The organism is Rhizobium sp. WYCCWR 11128, from assembly GCF_013416305.1.
In the GTDB taxonomy this organism is placed as follows: Bacteria; Pseudomonadota; Alphaproteobacteria; order Rhizobiales; family Rhizobiaceae; genus Rhizobium; species Rhizobium indicum.
The window spans coordinates 1-14,257 of record NZ_JACCEZ010000001.1; the positions used below are offsets into that span (position 1 = coordinate 1).

Below are 14,257 nucleotides of genomic sequence, written 5' to 3' on the forward strand. Positions count from 1 at the left end.
CCTCTCCCCTGGCGGAAAGATGCCCGGCCCTTCGGGTTGGCTGAAACGGGCCGGCTGATCGACCGGCCGGCTTGGCCGTAGAGCTTGGCTACGACGCGCGCCGGCCGGTCGACCATCCGACTCCGTTTGAGCCAACAGAATGCTTCAATCTGAGCAGGAAAGGCTCTAACGCCCTTCGCGCCACCACATGGCGCCGAAGGCGAGCAGCAGGATGCCCACGCCGGCGAAACCGGCAAAGAGCGGTAGCGTGTTGATGCCCTTCAAAACAGTCTCGTTGGTCATGCGGATCATCATGCGATCGTTGTCGGAGACGCGAACCTGCCCGCGCACCGGCAGGATCGGCGGCACGGAGATCGCGCCATTTGCGTTGGAGACGCGGGCGACGAGACCTTTGCTTCTGTCGGCGACCGGCTGCAGCACATCGGTCGTCGAGATCATCGCCTTGAATTCCGGTGCGTCGACGGCGCCGATATGGACAAGCGTCGACAGCCTGCCGTTGCGGATTTCGAAGAGGCCGATTTCGTCCATCCTCTTCTCGGCCTTGTAGAGCCCCGGTTCGGACTGGGTGAGCGGCAGCGTTTCGGTCTTGCCGGAGGGATAACGCACGGTGGCATTGCCGGGATTGTCGCCGATCGTCTGGCGGGTGACTTCAAGGGTCCGGCCGGAGGCGCGCGCCGTCAACGCTTCTTCCTCGAGCGCCGGCTCCTTCATCAGCCAATGGGCGATACGGCGATAGAGTGAAACATTCGGACCGCCGCCTTCGAAGCCGCGCGCCCAGAGCCAGCCCTGATCGGAAAGCAGCATGGCGACGCGGCCCTGGCCGGCGCGGTTCAGCACGAGCAGCGGGTGGTTGTCGGCGCCGAGCATGATCGTCTCGCCCTGCGGCCGGTCGACATCGACGCTGCGGAACCAGCGGCCCCAATGCGGCGGGTCCTCGCCCGAACCGTCCAGACCGCGCGTGACCGGATGTTTGCGGCCTTCCTCGGAGAGGCGGGGATAGAAGGCCTTCTCGATCATCTCTCCGGTGGGCGTTGCGGGCAGGACCGAAGAAAGCGGCGTCAGCGCAATGGAATCGGGACCGGCATGCTCGGGACCGGCGGCGATCAGCAGCGCGCCGCCATTGTCGACATATTGCGCGATGTAATCGTAATAGAGCAGCGGCAGCACGCCGCGATGCTGGTAGCGATCGAAGATGATCAGGTCGAAATCCTTGATCTTGTCGACGAAGAGCTCGCGGGTCGGGAAGGCGATCAGCGACAGCTCGTTGATCGGCGTGCCGTCCTGCTTTTCCGGCGGACGCAGGATGGTGAAGTGGACCAGATCGACCGAGGCATCGGATTTCAGCAGGTTGCGCCAGGCGCGCTCGCCGGCATGCGGCTCGCCGGAGACGAGCAGGACACGGAGATTCTGGCGGATGCCGTCAATGACATGGACGGCGCGGTTGTTGGCGGTGGTGACTTCGCCGGGAAGTGCTGCGACCGAGAATTCGAGCACATTGCTGCCGCCACCCGGCACCTTGAAAGAGAACGGCGTATCCTGCCCGGGTGTCGCCTGCAGGGTGGCGATCTCATCACCATTCAGCTTTACCGTGACATCGGCTGTGCCGCCGGGGCTCGGGCCGTCGTCGAAGACGCGCAAGATCACCTGCTGCTCTTCGTTGACGATGCCGAAACGCGGTCCCTTGATGACTTCGATGCGGCGATCGAATTCGTTGGCCTTGCCGGTGACGAGGCCATGGATCGGCGCGTCGAAACCGAGCGCCTGATTGGCGCCCGGAACATCATGGACTTCACCGTCGGTCAGCATGATGGCGCCGCCGATACGGGCGGGCGGGACATCGGCAATGTTGGCCGACAGCGCGTCGAACAGGCGCGTGGACGGCACGTCGGAATTGACGTCGCCTTCGACATCGACGAAGCGGGGCTCTATCTGGGGGAAACGGGCGAGCTGTCCCTTCAAGGCCGCAAGCGCATCGTCGGTCATCTTGACGCGCTCGGGCGTCTGCTGGCTCTGGCTTCGATCGACAAGGACGGGAACGATCGTCGACAACTGATCCCGATCTTCCTGCAGCAGCACAGGATTGGCAAGCGCGGTCAGCATGGCGAGCGCTGCCAGTGTTCTGATCCAGGCGCCACGAATGCCACGCCAGATCGCGAAGGCGGCGATAACAGCGCTGACGACAGCCAATGCAGCCAGAACCGACCAGGGCAGGAAGGGCGAAAAGTCGAATGTCATCTCATTGTCCTAACCGTTCGAGGAGGTCGGGAACATGGACCTGGTCGGTCTTGTAGTTGCCGGTCAGCATATACATCATGATGTTGACGCCGGAACGGTAGGCATATTCGCGCTGCGTTTCATCCGACGGCACGGTCGGCAGTATCGGTACGCCGTTCTCGTCGATCGCCCAGGCGCCGGCGAAATCATTGCCGGTGATCAGGATCGGCGAAACGCCGTCGGCCGTCGCCGCCGATTTTTCGCTCGGCCCCTGACCGCCTTGCCGGGCCTCGATCCAGAGAGGGCTGCCGGCATAGCGACCGGGAAAGCTCGACAGGAGATAGAAGGATTTCGTCAGCACGTGATCCGATGGTACCGGCTCGAGCGCCGGGATGTCGAGATTGGCGAGGATTGCCTGCAGCCTCTCACCGTTGGCGCTGACATTGCCGCCATTGTCCAATGCGCTGATCTGATCGCGCGTATCGAAAAGCACGGTGCCGCCATTGCGCATATAGGCATCGATACGGCTGATCGCCGCCGACGATGGCATCGGCGCCGTTGCCGAAACCGGCCAGTAGATGATCGGATAAAAGGAGAGCTCGTCTTTGGTGAGGTCGATGCCGACGGGCGGCGCCGGCTCCAGCGTCGTGCGAAAAGTCAGGAACTGGGTCAGGCCCTCGAGACCGCGCTCGGATATATTGTCCACGTCCTGTTCGCCGGTGACGACATAGGCGAGGTGGGTGTTATCAAGTCTTTGCAGGATGAGGTCGTCGCCGGGCTGGGAGTCGTCGGCGTGAAGCGTGCCGGGTTGGATGAGAAAGCCGGCGCAGACGGCGACCGCGATCATCGCGGCGGTGCGGACAGCCGGGCGCAATCGCGAGAATGCGCCATTCATGAAGAGGACGATCAGGCTATCGGCCAAGAGCAGCAGAAAGGCTGCGAGAAAGAGTGCGGGTTTTGCCGACCAGCTTTCGCCGCCGATCAGGCCTTCGCGCACGGCATTGGTCCCTGTTGTGTCGATCGGCTTCAGTTCGGCGTTCTCGGGCAGCACGTTCAGGGAGGTGAAACCGTCCTCCGAACCGTAGAGCCCGGGAGGGTTGTCGAAATTCGCCGTCGGTTCGACTCCTGCCTGCGGAATGAGCGGCCGTGCCGATCCCGTTTCGGAGACCAGCGTGCCCTTGGCCGTCAGCATGCGGAATGGCGGCAGGGTTTCGGAGACACGCACATTGCCGCGCGCCTCTGATGTCACGCCGCCCGAGCGTGATATCTGCAGGAGGTGGCGCAGCATGTCGACGAAAGTGCCGGAGATCGGCAGATCGGACCAGGTTGCTTCCGCGGTGACGTGAAACAGGACGATCTGACCGGATGCGAGCTGCTTCATCGTGACGAGCGGCGTGCCGTCAGCCAGGCTTGCCCAGGTGCGTTCGGCAAGATCGGGTGTCGGTTCGGCAAGCACCTGCCGCTTGACGACGACATCGGAGGGACGCGCTATGCCGGCGAAAGGTCCGAAACTCGGAAATTCGGCAAGCGACTGCGGCTCGCTCCAGGACAAGGTGCCGCCCAGCGCCCGTTCTCCCTGACGCAGGATGACAGGGATCAGCGGATCGTCCGCAGGGGCTGCCGCCATGCGCGGGCCGGCAAAACGCAGGAGCATGCCGCCATTCGATATCCAGCGCGTCAAAGGCTCGTAGGTCTCCTCCGGCAGCCGGCCGATATCGGCCATGATGATGATGGAGGGATTGCTGGTGAGAAGTTTTGGTATTGCGACCGAAAGATCGGAATCGGCAGGTTGGATCAGATCCGCATAGGGTTGCAGAGCCCGCTGGATATAATAGAGCGGCGAGAGCAGCGGCTGGAACTCGTCCCCCCCTTCACCTGACAGCAAGACGACGCGGCGGCGCTTGAATGCGTCGTCGAGAAGGTGGACGGCGCCTGCCGTCGCGCCATTGTCGACGCTGACGCGCGCGAAATCGTTGCGCATCTCGAAGGGGGCGGTGATCGAACTCGTCGCGACGCTCTGGCCGGGGCGGAAATCCGCCCTGCCATTGGCGATCGAGCGGCCCTGGGTATCGACGGCGTTCAGCGCTACCGATGCGGCCTGCGAACTGTTGAGCCGCGTGACCTTGACGGTCATGGCATCCGCCGCATTGTTGGCCGCCGTGATCGCGACCGTCCTTGCGGCATCGCCCTCGATCAGGCGCAGATCGGTGGGCTGGAGTTCGGCGAGCCTGCGCACCGTCGCGTCGTCAGGCTTGGCGGCGGCGCCGTCGGTCAGGAAGGCGAGGGTGCCGGGCTTGATGCCGTTCAGGGCGGCGCGCAGCGCCTGGAAGGCGCGTTCGCGGTCCGGCACCAGCGGTCGTGGCTCGGCGGCGCGCAGCTTGTCGCGGGCGGCAGCGGCGGTGCCGGGCACGGCGTCGTTGGTCGGATCGGCAGTAAAGGCGATCGACACAGGCGTGCCGGCGGATTCGGCGTCGTCTATCAACGCGTCGGCGGTCTGGATGCGGCGCTCCCAGTCGGGTGCCGCTGCCCAGCTATTGTCGACGAAGAGGACGAGCGGGCCACCTGATGCGAGCGAACTGGTGCGTGGATTGAAAACCGGATCGGCGATCGCAAGGATGATGGCGGCGGCGAGCAGCATGCGCAGCAGCGTCAGCCACCACGGGCTTTGCGCCGGCGTCTCCTCGCGCTTCAGCACCGAGGCGAGGATTTTCAGCGGCGGAAAGACTTCGGTCTTCGGACGTGGCGGCGTCAGCCGCAGCAGCCACCAGATGACCGGCAAGGCGACGAGCGCGCCGAGAATGGCGGGATAGGCGAAAGCGAAGGGAAGGGCGTTCATAGCTGCCCTCCATGCGTTGCCTTGGCCGGCATGCCGGACAGATACATGTGCACCGCGACCAGCGCCTCCGACGCAAGGTGATCGGTGCGGTGGCTCGCGAAGGTCCAGCCGAGATGGCGCAGCGACTGGCCGAGGCTGTCCCTGCGGGCGAGGTAGGCGTTGCGATAGGCCTCGCGGATATGTTCGGCGCGGCCGGATATAAGCTTGGCGCCGCTCTCCGGATCGGTGAACTCGGTGCGGCCGCTATAGGGGAATATCTCCTCGGCGGGATCTGATATCTCGACCACGTGGCCGCGCAGGCCGCGGCGGGCAAGCGGGCCGAGCCGTTCCATGATTGCCGGCGCATCGTCGAGGAAATCGCCGATAAGGACGAGGTCGCTCCAGCCGCGGATCATCGCCGTTTCCGGCAGGCCGCCGGTCAGCGGCGTGTGCATGAGAGCGGATGCGAGGCGTTCGGCGGCGTTACGGGCGGAAGCGGGTTCCATGATGCCGGGGCAGCCGATGCGCTCGCCGGAGCGGGCGAGGATTTCGGCAAGCGCCAGCATGATGACCAGCGCGCGGCTTTCCTTGGAGACGTTGCCATAGCTCGACTTGTACATCATCGAGGGCGACATGTCGCACCAGAGCCAGATCGTGTGCGCAGCCTCCCATTCGCGCTCGCGCACGTAGGTATGATCGTCGCGGGCGGAGCGGCGCCAATCGATGCGCGACAGGCTCTCGCCCTCGGCATAGGGTCGGAACTGCCAGAAATTCTCGCCGATGCCGCGCTTGCGGCGGCCATGCCAGCCGGCGATCACTGTGTTGGCGATGCGCTTGGCTTCCACCAGGCAGTCCGGCACTAGGGCTGCCCGCTGCCTGGCGCGGGAAAGGGCATCGCTGCCTGACGTCGGGTTGACGATCTGTCCGATAGATGCCACGCGTCCGGCTTCCTTATCCCTTTGCCTGCTTGACCAGTCCGGCGATGACGTCACGCACCGACATGCCTTCGGCGCGGGCGGCGAAAGTCAGCGCCATGCGGTGCTGGAGAATGGGTTCGGCGAGCGCGAAGATATCGTCCAGAGACGGTGCGAGACGGCCTTCGTAGAGTGCGCGGGCACGCGCGCAGAGCATCATAGCCTGGCCGGCGCGCGGGCCTGGACCCCAGGCGACGTTCTTGTCGGTCGAGGCATTGCCCTGTCCCGGGCGGGCGGAACGCACGAGCGCCAGGATGGCATCAACGACCGTGTCGCTCACCGGCATCTGGCGCACCAGGGTCTGGATCTCGATCAGCCGCTGGGCATCGATGATGGCTTCCGGCCGGGTTTGGCCCAGGCCCGTCGTCTCGAGCAGGATCTGGCGCTCGGCGGCGAGTTCGGGGTAGTGGACGTCGACCTGCAGCAGGAAGCGGTCGAGCTGGGCTTCGGGTAGAGGATAGGTGCCTTCCTGCTCGAGCGGGTTCTGGGTGGCGAGCACATGGAAGGGCGCCGGCAGGTCATAGCGCTGGCCGGCGATCGTGATGTGATATTCCTGCATGGATTGCAGAAGGGCCGACTGGGTACGCGGCGAGGCGCGGTTGATCTCGTCGGCCATCAGGAGTTGGGCAAAGACAGGGCCCTTGACGAAACGGAAGGAGCGGCGTCCACTGTCGTCCTGGTCCATCACCTCGGAGCCGAGAATATCCGAGGGCATCAGATCCGGCGTGAACTGGATGCGGTTGGCGGCAAGGCCGAGCACCTCGCCGAGCGTCGTCACCAGTCTGGTCTTGGCAAGGCCGGGAACGCCGACGAGCAGGGCATGACCACCGGACAGCACAGCGAGAATGGTGTTCTCGACGACGCTTTCCTGACCGAAGATCACTTTCGAGACTTCCCCGCGAATGGCGGCGATATCGGAGAGCGCCTTTTCGGCGGCGGCGACGATCGCCTTGTCATCGAGGCTGGCTTCGGTCTTCATCATACCCATGCGTATCTCCAACGGCTGAAATCATTCGGCAGCGAATCGGCGGACTTATACATGTGCCTCATACCCGATAGAGTTATGGAGATGTGACGGGCTGACAAGTTCGTTGCGAATGACTATCTCGTGACTTTACTTCGTTAAGGACAAACCGGGACGGAAGAATGGCAGCCGAGGAAATCAGCGGACAGGCGGATGCGGCGGGACTTGCCGCACTGATTTCGCGCGCGTCTCAGGAAAATGGCGAGAAAAAACGCTGTTTGCCGCCGGTCGAGCGGTGGAATCCGCCTTTCTGCGGCGATATCGACATGGAAATCCGGGCTGATGGTACCTGGTTCTACATGGGCACGCCGATCGGCCGACCGGCGCTGGTGCGGCTGTTCTCAACGGTTTTAAGAAAAGATGACGACCAGAAGACCTATCTCGTAACACCTGTGGAAAAGGTCGGTATAAGGGTCGTCGACGCGCCTTTCATCGCCGTGGAGATGAGCGTGACGGAGGGGCAAGGCCAGCAGGTGCTGACCTTCCGCACCAATGTTGGCGATGTCGTGGAGGCGGGAGGAGAGCATCGGCTGCGCTTTGCCATTGCGGGCGAGAATGCCGAATTGAAACCCTATCTGCATGTGCGGGGGCGGTTGGAGGCGCTGGTGTCGCGTGCGGTGATGTATGAACTGGTGGCGTTCGGCGAGACGCTCGAGGTCGAGGGACAGGCGATGTTCGCCGTCCGCTCCGCCGGAGAGGTCTTTGCGATGATGCCGGCCGATGAACTGGATGCGCTTTCTCGATGAATGATGCGATTACCCAACGTTATCCGCTGTTTTCCGCAGCCGAATTCCGCCGCCGCGCGCTCAACCAGAATGGCGGGCCGGTCGATCATGCCTGGCGTGATCATGGAGACCATATCCTCAACCCCGATATCGTCGCCGAGGTCGAGACTTTCAAGCTGCGCGACGCCGCCGTGCTCGTGCCCGTCGTCGATGACGGCGATGAAGCGCATGTGATCTTCACCAAGCGCACGGCGACGCTGCGCAAACATTCCGGGCAGATCGCCTTTCCCGGCGGCTCGATCGATCCCGCCGATATCTCGCCCGAAATGGCGGCGATCCGAGAAACGGAGGAGGAGATCGGCCTGGCTGGTTCCTTCGTCGAAACCGTCGGGCGGCTGCCGAATTACCTTGCCTCGACGGGCTTCCGCATTACGCCGGTGCTCGGCGTCGTCTCCCCGGGCTTTGCGCTGACGCTGAACCCGACCGAGGTGGCCGACGTGTTCGAGGTGCCGCTTTCCTTCCTAATGGATCCTGCCAATCACACCCGCGACAGACGTGTCATCGACGGCATCGACCGGCATTTCTACCGCGTGCCCTATGAAACCAGAATGATCTGGGGCATCACCGCCGGCATCGTCCGCACGCTTTACGAAAGGCTTTATGCATGACCGGCATCGCCGACCAAGCATGGTTCCGCGACCCGGCCCTTGGCCGGATCTTAGCGCTTCTCAACGCCGATGGTGGGGCCGATGGCGGGGAAGCTCGGGTGGTTGGCGGAGCGGTGCGCAACAGCCTGATGGGCCTGCCGGTCAATGATGTCGACATCGCCACGACACTCAGACCGGAGGCGGTGATGGAGCGGGCGGCGGCGGCCGGCATCAAGGCAGTCCCAACCGGCCTGGAGCACGGCACGGTGACGCTCGTCATCGACGGCAAGCCCTTCGAGGTGACGACCCTTCGCACCGACGTCGAGACCGACGGACGCCATGCCAAGGTTGCCTTCAGCACGGACTGGAAGGCAGATGCCGAACGGCGGGATTTGACGATCAACGCGCTCTATGCCGATGCAAAGGGCGAGGTGGTGGATCTCGTTGGCGGGCTTGCCGACATCGAGACGCGCAACATCCGCTTCATCGGTGATGCCGCAAGGCGTATTGCCGAGGATCATTTGCGTATCCTGCGCTTCTTCCGCTTCTTTGCCTATTACGGTTCCGGGCGGCCGGATGCCGAGGGGCTGAAGGCGTGTTCCGTCGCGCGTTCGAAACTGACGACGCTTTCGGCAGAACGCGTCTGGTCTGAACTGCGAAAGTTGCTAGGTGCTGCCGATCCTGGCCGGGCGCTGCTCTGGATGCGGCAGGTGGCAGTGCTGACGGAAATCCTGCCGGAATCGGAACGATGGGGGATCGATGCGATCCCTTCGCTGATCGCCACCGAAAAGGCGCTAGGCTGGACGCCCGATCCTTTGCTGCGCCTTGCGGCGATCGTGCCGCCCGATGCGGCGCGCATGCAGGCGCTCGCAGCCCGGCTCAAGCTCTCGAATGCGGAAGCGGCCACTCTCAAGGCCTGGGCAATGGCAGCGCCTGTTAATGACGAGATGTCGTCGGCCGCCTTCGAACGGCTGCTTTACCGCAACAGCACCGACGGCATCTCGACACGGCTGAAGCTGGCGCTTGCGGTTGCGCGCGGCAAGGCTGAAAGCGATTTCGATGAAATGGCGCGGTCGGCGCGGCTTATCAAGCTGCTGGACAGGGCAATGCACTGGAAGAAGCCACAGTTTCCGCTGAACGGCGGCGACGTGATTTCGGCAGGAATCGCGTCCGGCCCGCGCGTCGGCGAGCTGCTTTCCGGCCTGGAAAACCAATGGGTGGAGGAAAACTTTGCTTCCGACCGGGCGGCGCTGCTCGCCCGGTTGCAGGAACGCGTGCAATAATCAGGCGGCGGTCGCTTCGTCACGGATGCGAGCCTTGATATTATCCACCATGTTCTCGCGGATCGTGGTTTCGCCGTGAGCATCTTTCAGGTGCTCGACGGCACGGCGGACCACCTCGGCGTCACTATCCGCTCGTGTATGCCAGGCGCAGCCCGGAACGAGAGTGCCGCATTCGAAAAGTCGCATGGTCTTCTCCTCTGTTCGAAACACAACGACGATCGCGATCTTACGCGATTTAAGAATGTGCGGGGGGAGGGAAGGTTCCGGCCGGCATCGACATGCCGGCCAGTAAAGGCCGTATCAGTCGGGCATCGCCCAGGCTTTGTAGGTATCCGAAAGGTGGCCGGGCATGTTGGTGTTGGCGGCCGCTGCTTCGTTCTGCAGCTGTTCCGGCGACTTCCCGCCAGCCAGTTGCAGCTTGACCTGCTCGATGAAGCAGGACAGCGGCAGATCCGAGCCGCTCTTGGTCCGCAGTTTCTCGGCGATGCGCGTCAGAAACTCGGATGTGTCGATCGTGCGGGATGTTTCCTGGACATCCGTGGACGCTGGCGAGCCACTTTGTATCGTCATGACAATCCTCCTCCGATTGTTACGCACATACATATAAAGTTAGGACGCACTGAGTTTTCGTGAAGGTCTATCACCTCGAATTTATCGATGAGATATCACAGTTTCATGGCCAGCGGACGACGGGGGGCAACGAAGAGAGAATGGATTCAACGTTGCCGCCGGTCTTCAGGCCGAAGATCGTGCCGCGATCATACAGCAGATTAAATTCGACGTAGCGGCCTCGGCGGATCAATTGTTCGTCGCGATCGGCCTCTGTCCACAATTTATTGAAGTTGGAGCGGACGATTTTTGGATAGACCATGGCGAAAGCCCGGCCGACATCACGTGTGAAAGCGAAATCGGCGTCCCAGCCGCCGGCTTCCTCGCTTGAATGCAGCCAGTCATAGAAGATGCCGCCGATGCCGCGGGCCTCGTTGCGGTGTTTCAGGAAGAAATATTCGTCGCACCAGGCCTTGTACGCATCGTAATCGGCGACGGCATGATTGCGGCAGGCGATCTCCATGGCCTTGTGGAAGAGCTGGCTGTCTTCGTCCTCCTGAGTGCGGCGGCGCGACAGCACCGGCGTCAGGTCGGCGCCGCCGCCGAACCAGCGGCTGGTGGTGACGACCATGCGAGTGTTCATGTGCACGGCCGGAACGTTGGGGTTGACGGGATGGGCGATCAGCGAGATGCCCGAGGCCCAAAAACGCGGATCGTCCTTGGCGCCGGGTATCTGGGCGCGGAAATCCGGGGCGAATTCGCCGTAGACAGTGGAGGTATGGACGCCGACCTTTTCGAAGACGCGGCCTTCCATCATCGACATCCGGCCACCGCCGCCGGCGCCGTTTTCGCGTGACCAGTCCTTGGCGACGAAGCGGCCGGGCTCCTGGTCGGACAGCGGTCCTTCCAACTCATCCTCGATGGCTTCGAAGGAGGCGCAGATCGTATCGCGCAATCCCTCGAACCAATTGCGGGCGGCAGCCTTCTTCTCTTCGATATCGTCAGGCAAGCCGATCGGCAGTTCCGGTCTTTCCATTTACGCCTCCAACGGTCGACATCTCCTTTAGAGGCGACTCGCTCATTCTTGATTGCACGCCATGATTAGCAGTTGATGCTGCATCCCGCCAAGCCGAGGCAAGCACCCGGCGCTTCCAAGATTCGACTCGCAAATCGAGAATTTCGATACTACCTTTTCCGAGGAGGTAGGTTTGATGAAGAAAGTTCCAGGGCCTCCGTCCTTCGACGGCCTGAAGCGCAGGATAGCGAGACATCGGGCGGAAAATCCCCCGAGCAAGAAAGACCATTTCGTGCGTGAGACATATTGCCTCGGCCTCATGGACGCACGGGCCAAGGCGCGTGAATGGTTCGACGAATATCCGAAAGCCGCCTACTGGACCGAGGTGGAAAGCTGGCGCCAGCTCGACGGCGATCAGATCGAATTCACCATGCGCCGCCTGCCTTCGGCCGATTGACCGTCACTTCGCAGTGGCGCGCACGCGGCTTTCGATCAGCAGGCCGCTTTCATCCATGATCGGATGTGCCACGGAAACGATGTGGGCGTTGATGCGCTTCAGGTCGCGCAGCATGTCGAGATGCAGCGAACTCGTCTGCAGGCTGTCGGCGCGTCCGTCACGCAGGCGTTCGAGGTGGCGCTCGGCAGACTGTTTCTCCATCCGGCGCACCTCGACCTTCACCTCCATCATCTGGCGCGCCAGATTGAAATCGCGGGTGACGAAGATCGTCTGGGCGACGCGCAGATTGTCGATGGTCAGGTCGAACAGCTTGCGTAGTTCCTGATGACCATCCTCGGAAAATTTCAGGCCAAGGGAGATCTTCTTCGCCACCTGCTCCAGCAAGCCCTTCTCGATGATATCGCCCATATGTTCGAGGTTGATCGCATAATCGATGACGACGATCGAGCGGCGAGCGTTCTCGTCGCTGAGACCCTCGCGGCCGAGCTTCGAGAGATAGACCTTCACCGCCTGCTGCAGCCGGTCGACGCGCTCTTCGAGGGCGGATATCTCGGCAAGCTTCGATGCGTCGTTACGCTCGAAAGCTTCGGAGACCCGGATCAGCATGCGCTCGATCAGGTCGCCGACGCCGAGCACTTCGCGGGTGGCGCTGGCAAGGGCAACGACCGGCGTCGAAAGCTCCTGCGCATCCAGATATTTCGGGGCGCTGTCAGGCTCGGCCTGATCCGGCACCAGCCGGGCCATCAGGGCGGCGAGCGGCCGGGAGAATGGCCAGGCCAGCGCGGCCAGCAGAAGGTTGAAGGCAAGATGCGCATCGACCGGCAGCTTGGCAGGGCCGAAGGGCAGCATTTGGATGAGTTCCGCGCCATATCCCGCCAGCGGCAGGGCGATGAGGCAGCCGAGCGTGCGGACGGCGAGATTGCCGAGGGTGACGCGCCGAGCCGAAGCCGGCCCGGACAATGTCGCGACGACAGGCGGTATTGCGCCGCCGAGATTGGCGCCGAGCACGAGCACGATGACAAGTTCGGCGGAGACCATGCCGGCTGAGGCGAGCGACAGGATGAGCACCACCACCGCAAGGCTCGACGAGGACGCGAAGGCAAGTGCTGCCGAGACGATCATGGCCACGGGCAGGGCGCCGTCCAGCAGGCCGATGAAGGCGGCTAGGGCGGGAGAGGCGCGCATCGGTTCCGTCGCAAGGCCAAGGAGGTGCAGCGACAACAGCATCAGCCCGATGCCGATCAGCGCTGTGCCGCCGCCCTGGCTGGCGCTGGAACGGCCGCGGCAAAGCACGATGCCGGCAAGGATCAGAAGCGGAGAGAGCCATTCGATGCCCGTTGCCACGATCCAGGCGGTGATCGCGGTGCCGACATTAGCACCGAGCAGGACGATCTGCGCCATGCGCGGCTTGATCAGGTCACGCTCGACGAAGGAGGCGGTCATCAGCGCCGTTGCCGTGGAGCTCTGCAGCGCGATGGTTGCGACGAGTCCTGACAGGAAAGAACGAAGGCTGCCGCGCGTGCCCGTCGCCAGACCTGTTCTCAGGCGGGCGCCGAAGGCCCTGGACACGCCATCCTTTACCTGCGCGAGGCCGAACAGCAGCAGAGCCACGGCGCCGAACAGGTTGATCATGATGATTGTAGAGTCCATTTTATTGTTTTTATTCTTCTTTCACAGAGCTGGAGAAGTGCTGTTTTTCTCACATGGCCATTCCAACTTGTTGGAATCATGGAAGCCAATGCGGAGTTTTTGATTGCCCGGCTAATAAATATACGCCGGTTTGACAGATAGACAACGCTATTTTGCGACATATTCTGGAGCGGATCGGCAATTCCGCCGGCTTTGCTCCGCCAGCGCCGGTGTCCGTCAGGCCCAGACGGTTTGGCGCATCGCCTCGCCGACGATCATCGCGGCCGAGACGGCGACGTTGATCGAGCGCTGGCCTTCGACCATCGGGATCAGCACGCGCGCATCGGCTGTTTCATGCACCTGATCCGGCACGCCGGCGCTTTCGCGACCGAAGAGCAGGACATCGTCCGGGCGGAAAGCAAGATCGGTGTAGCGCTCCGCAGCCTTTGTCGAGGCAAGGATCAGGCGGCGGCCGGTGCTCAGACGCCACGCCTCGAAGCGGTCCCAGTTGACATGGCGGGTGAGGGCGGCGGCGGCGATATAGTCCATGCCGGCCCGTTTCAGGTTGCGGTCGGAGATGTCGAAGCCAGCGGGTTCGATCAGATCGACCGCGAAGCCAAGGCAGGCGGCAAGACGCAGGATGGTGCCGGTATTGCCTGCTATATCCGGCTGATAGAGTGCCAGTCTGAGTGAAGTCATAATGCGCCGTTTTCCCGCTTTCGCCGCTCAAGGCCTAATGCAACTGTGATTTCGGCGCAACAGGGCGCGTTTTGACCCGAAGAGATGAAATTTTTGGCACAACAGGGCTGGAAAATTCCTCGTTTTCGCGTTATCGGTGCATATCTTCAATCGCCAGCAAGGAGCGCCAGAATGAATATTTTGCTGTATGTGCGCCTCCCGGCCATGATGCCAAGCAGTGCGATTT

At 62.8% G+C, this 14,257-nt stretch carries 13 protein-coding genes; 4 read left to right on the forward strand and 9 right to left on the reverse strand.

The window, feature by feature from the left end:
• Positions 1-165: 165 nt before the first annotated feature.
• From HX898_RS00005 to HX898_RS00020, 4 genes are read right to left on the reverse strand one after another with little or no spacing between them, the layout of a single operon-like run.
• Positions 166-2,235: a hypothetical protein gene (locus tag HX898_RS00005; RefSeq protein ID WP_180193658.1), complete on the reverse strand. Its 2,070-nt coding sequence runs from the start codon at positions 2,233-2,235 to the stop codon at positions 166-168.
• Position 2,236: 1 nt separating this feature from the next.
• Entirely contained in the window at positions 2,237-5,050 is a 2,814-nt protein-coding gene (locus HX898_RS00010; RefSeq protein ID WP_180193659.1) for a DUF4159 domain-containing protein, read from the reverse strand.
• Positions 5,047-5,967 carry a DUF58 domain-containing protein gene (locus HX898_RS00015; protein WP_138330375.1) on the reverse strand — a complete coding sequence of 307 codons (921 nt, stop codon included), beginning with the start codon at positions 5,965-5,967 and terminating at the stop codon, positions 5,047-5,049. The genes HX898_RS00010 and HX898_RS00015 overlap by 4 nt, the downstream gene beginning before the upstream one ends.
• A gap of 13 nt (positions 5,968-5,980) precedes the next feature.
• A complete protein-coding gene (locus tag HX898_RS00020) occupies positions 5,981-6,991 on the reverse strand; it encodes a MoxR family ATPase (RefSeq protein WP_138330376.1) in 1,011 nt (336 codons plus the stop codon).
• A 158-nt stretch (positions 6,992-7,149) separates the two neighbouring features.
• Between HX898_RS00020 and HX898_RS00025 the strand changes: the two genes are divergently transcribed.
• From HX898_RS00025 to HX898_RS00035, 3 genes are read left to right on the forward strand one after another with little or no spacing between them, the layout of a single operon-like run.
• Positions 7,150-7,773 (forward strand): DUF1285 domain-containing protein, encoded by a 624-nt coding sequence (locus HX898_RS00025; protein ID WP_180193660.1) that lies wholly within the window; start codon positions 7,150-7,152, stop codon positions 7,771-7,773.
• Complete coding sequence (locus HX898_RS00030; RefSeq protein WP_138330378.1) at positions 7,770-8,420, forward strand: CoA pyrophosphatase; 651 nt, start codon at positions 7,770-7,772, stop codon at positions 8,418-8,420. The genes HX898_RS00025 and HX898_RS00030 overlap by 4 nt, the downstream gene beginning before the upstream one ends.
• Positions 8,417-9,682, forward strand: a complete 1,266-nt coding sequence (locus HX898_RS00035; protein ID WP_180193661.1) for a CCA tRNA nucleotidyltransferase — start codon at positions 8,417-8,419, stop codon at positions 9,680-9,682. The genes HX898_RS00030 and HX898_RS00035 overlap by 4 nt, the downstream gene beginning before the upstream one ends.
• On the opposite strand, the gene HX898_RS00040 is transcribed toward HX898_RS00035, so the two are convergent.
• The 3 genes from HX898_RS00040 to hemF form a co-directional block, all read right to left on the reverse strand.
• Positions 9,683-9,868 (reverse strand): DUF1059 domain-containing protein, encoded by a 186-nt coding sequence (locus HX898_RS00040; RefSeq protein WP_003561358.1) that lies wholly within the window; start codon positions 9,866-9,868, stop codon positions 9,683-9,685.
• 114 nt (positions 9,869-9,982) lie between these two features.
• Positions 9,983-10,252, reverse strand: a complete 270-nt coding sequence (locus tag HX898_RS00045) for a hypothetical protein (RefSeq protein WP_180193662.1) — start codon at positions 10,250-10,252, stop codon at positions 9,983-9,985.
• 103 nt (positions 10,253-10,355) lie between these two features.
• Positions 10,356-11,267 (reverse strand): oxygen-dependent coproporphyrinogen oxidase, encoded by a 912-nt coding sequence (hemF, locus tag HX898_RS00050; protein WP_138386916.1) that lies wholly within the window; start codon positions 11,265-11,267, stop codon positions 10,356-10,358.
• 175 nt (positions 11,268-11,442) lie between these two features.
• Between hemF and HX898_RS00055 the strand changes: the two genes are divergently transcribed.
• Positions 11,443-11,703 (forward strand): hypothetical protein, encoded by a 261-nt coding sequence (locus HX898_RS00055; RefSeq protein ID WP_003541775.1) that lies wholly within the window; start codon positions 11,443-11,445, stop codon positions 11,701-11,703.
• 3 nt (positions 11,704-11,706) lie between these two features.
• Here HX898_RS00055 and HX898_RS00060 read toward each other — a convergent pair whose 3' ends face one another.
• Positions 11,707-13,353 carry a Na/Pi cotransporter family protein gene (locus HX898_RS00060; protein ID WP_138386917.1) on the reverse strand — a complete coding sequence of 549 codons (1,647 nt, stop codon included), beginning with the start codon at positions 13,351-13,353 and terminating at the stop codon, positions 11,707-11,709.
• 216 nt (positions 13,354-13,569) lie between these two features.
• Positions 13,570-14,031 (reverse strand): tRNA (cytidine(34)-2'-O)-methyltransferase, encoded by a 462-nt coding sequence (locus HX898_RS00065; RefSeq protein ID WP_029873279.1) that lies wholly within the window; start codon positions 14,029-14,031, stop codon positions 13,570-13,572.
• Positions 14,032-14,257: the final 226 nt, after the last annotated feature.

Bases quoted from the DNA above. Each gene is read 5' to 3' on its own strand.
- HX898_RS00005 (WP_180193658.1), bottom strand. From the start codon at position 2,235: ATGACATTCGACTTTTCGCCCTTCCTGCCCTGGTCGGTTCTGGCTGCA.
- HX898_RS00010 (WP_180193659.1), bottom strand. From the start codon at position 5,050: ATGAACGCCCTTCCCTTCGCTTTCGCCTATCCCGCCATTCTCGGCGCG.
- HX898_RS00020 (WP_138330376.1), bottom strand. From the start codon at position 6,991: ATGGGTATGATGAAGACCGAAGCCAGCCTCGATGACAAGGCGATCGTC.
- HX898_RS00025 (WP_180193660.1), top strand. From the start codon at position 7,150: ATGGCAGCCGAGGAAATCAGCGGACAGGCGGATGCGGCGGGACTTGCC.
- HX898_RS00030 (WP_138330378.1), top strand. From the start codon at position 7,770: ATGAATGATGCGATTACCCAACGTTATCCGCTGTTTTCCGCAGCCGAA.
- HX898_RS00035 (WP_180193661.1), top strand. From the start codon at position 8,417: ATGACCGGCATCGCCGACCAAGCATGGTTCCGCGACCCGGCCCTTGGC.
- HX898_RS00040 (WP_003561358.1), bottom strand. From the start codon at position 9,868: ATGCGACTTTTCGAATGCGGCACTCTCGTTCCGGGCTGCGCCTGGCAT.
- HX898_RS00045 (WP_180193662.1), bottom strand. From the start codon at position 10,252: ATGACGATACAAAGTGGCTCGCCAGCGTCCACGGATGTCCAGGAAACA.
- hemF (WP_138386916.1), bottom strand. From the start codon at position 11,267: ATGGAAAGACCGGAACTGCCGATCGGCTTGCCTGACGATATCGAAGAG.
- HX898_RS00055 (WP_003541775.1), top strand. From the start codon at position 11,443: ATGAAGAAAGTTCCAGGGCCTCCGTCCTTCGACGGCCTGAAGCGCAGG.
- HX898_RS00060 (WP_138386917.1), bottom strand. From the start codon at position 13,353: ATGGACTCTACAATCATCATGATCAACCTGTTCGGCGCCGTGGCTCTG.
- HX898_RS00065 (WP_029873279.1), bottom strand. From the start codon at position 14,031: ATGACTTCACTCAGACTGGCACTCTATCAGCCGGATATAGCAGGCAAT.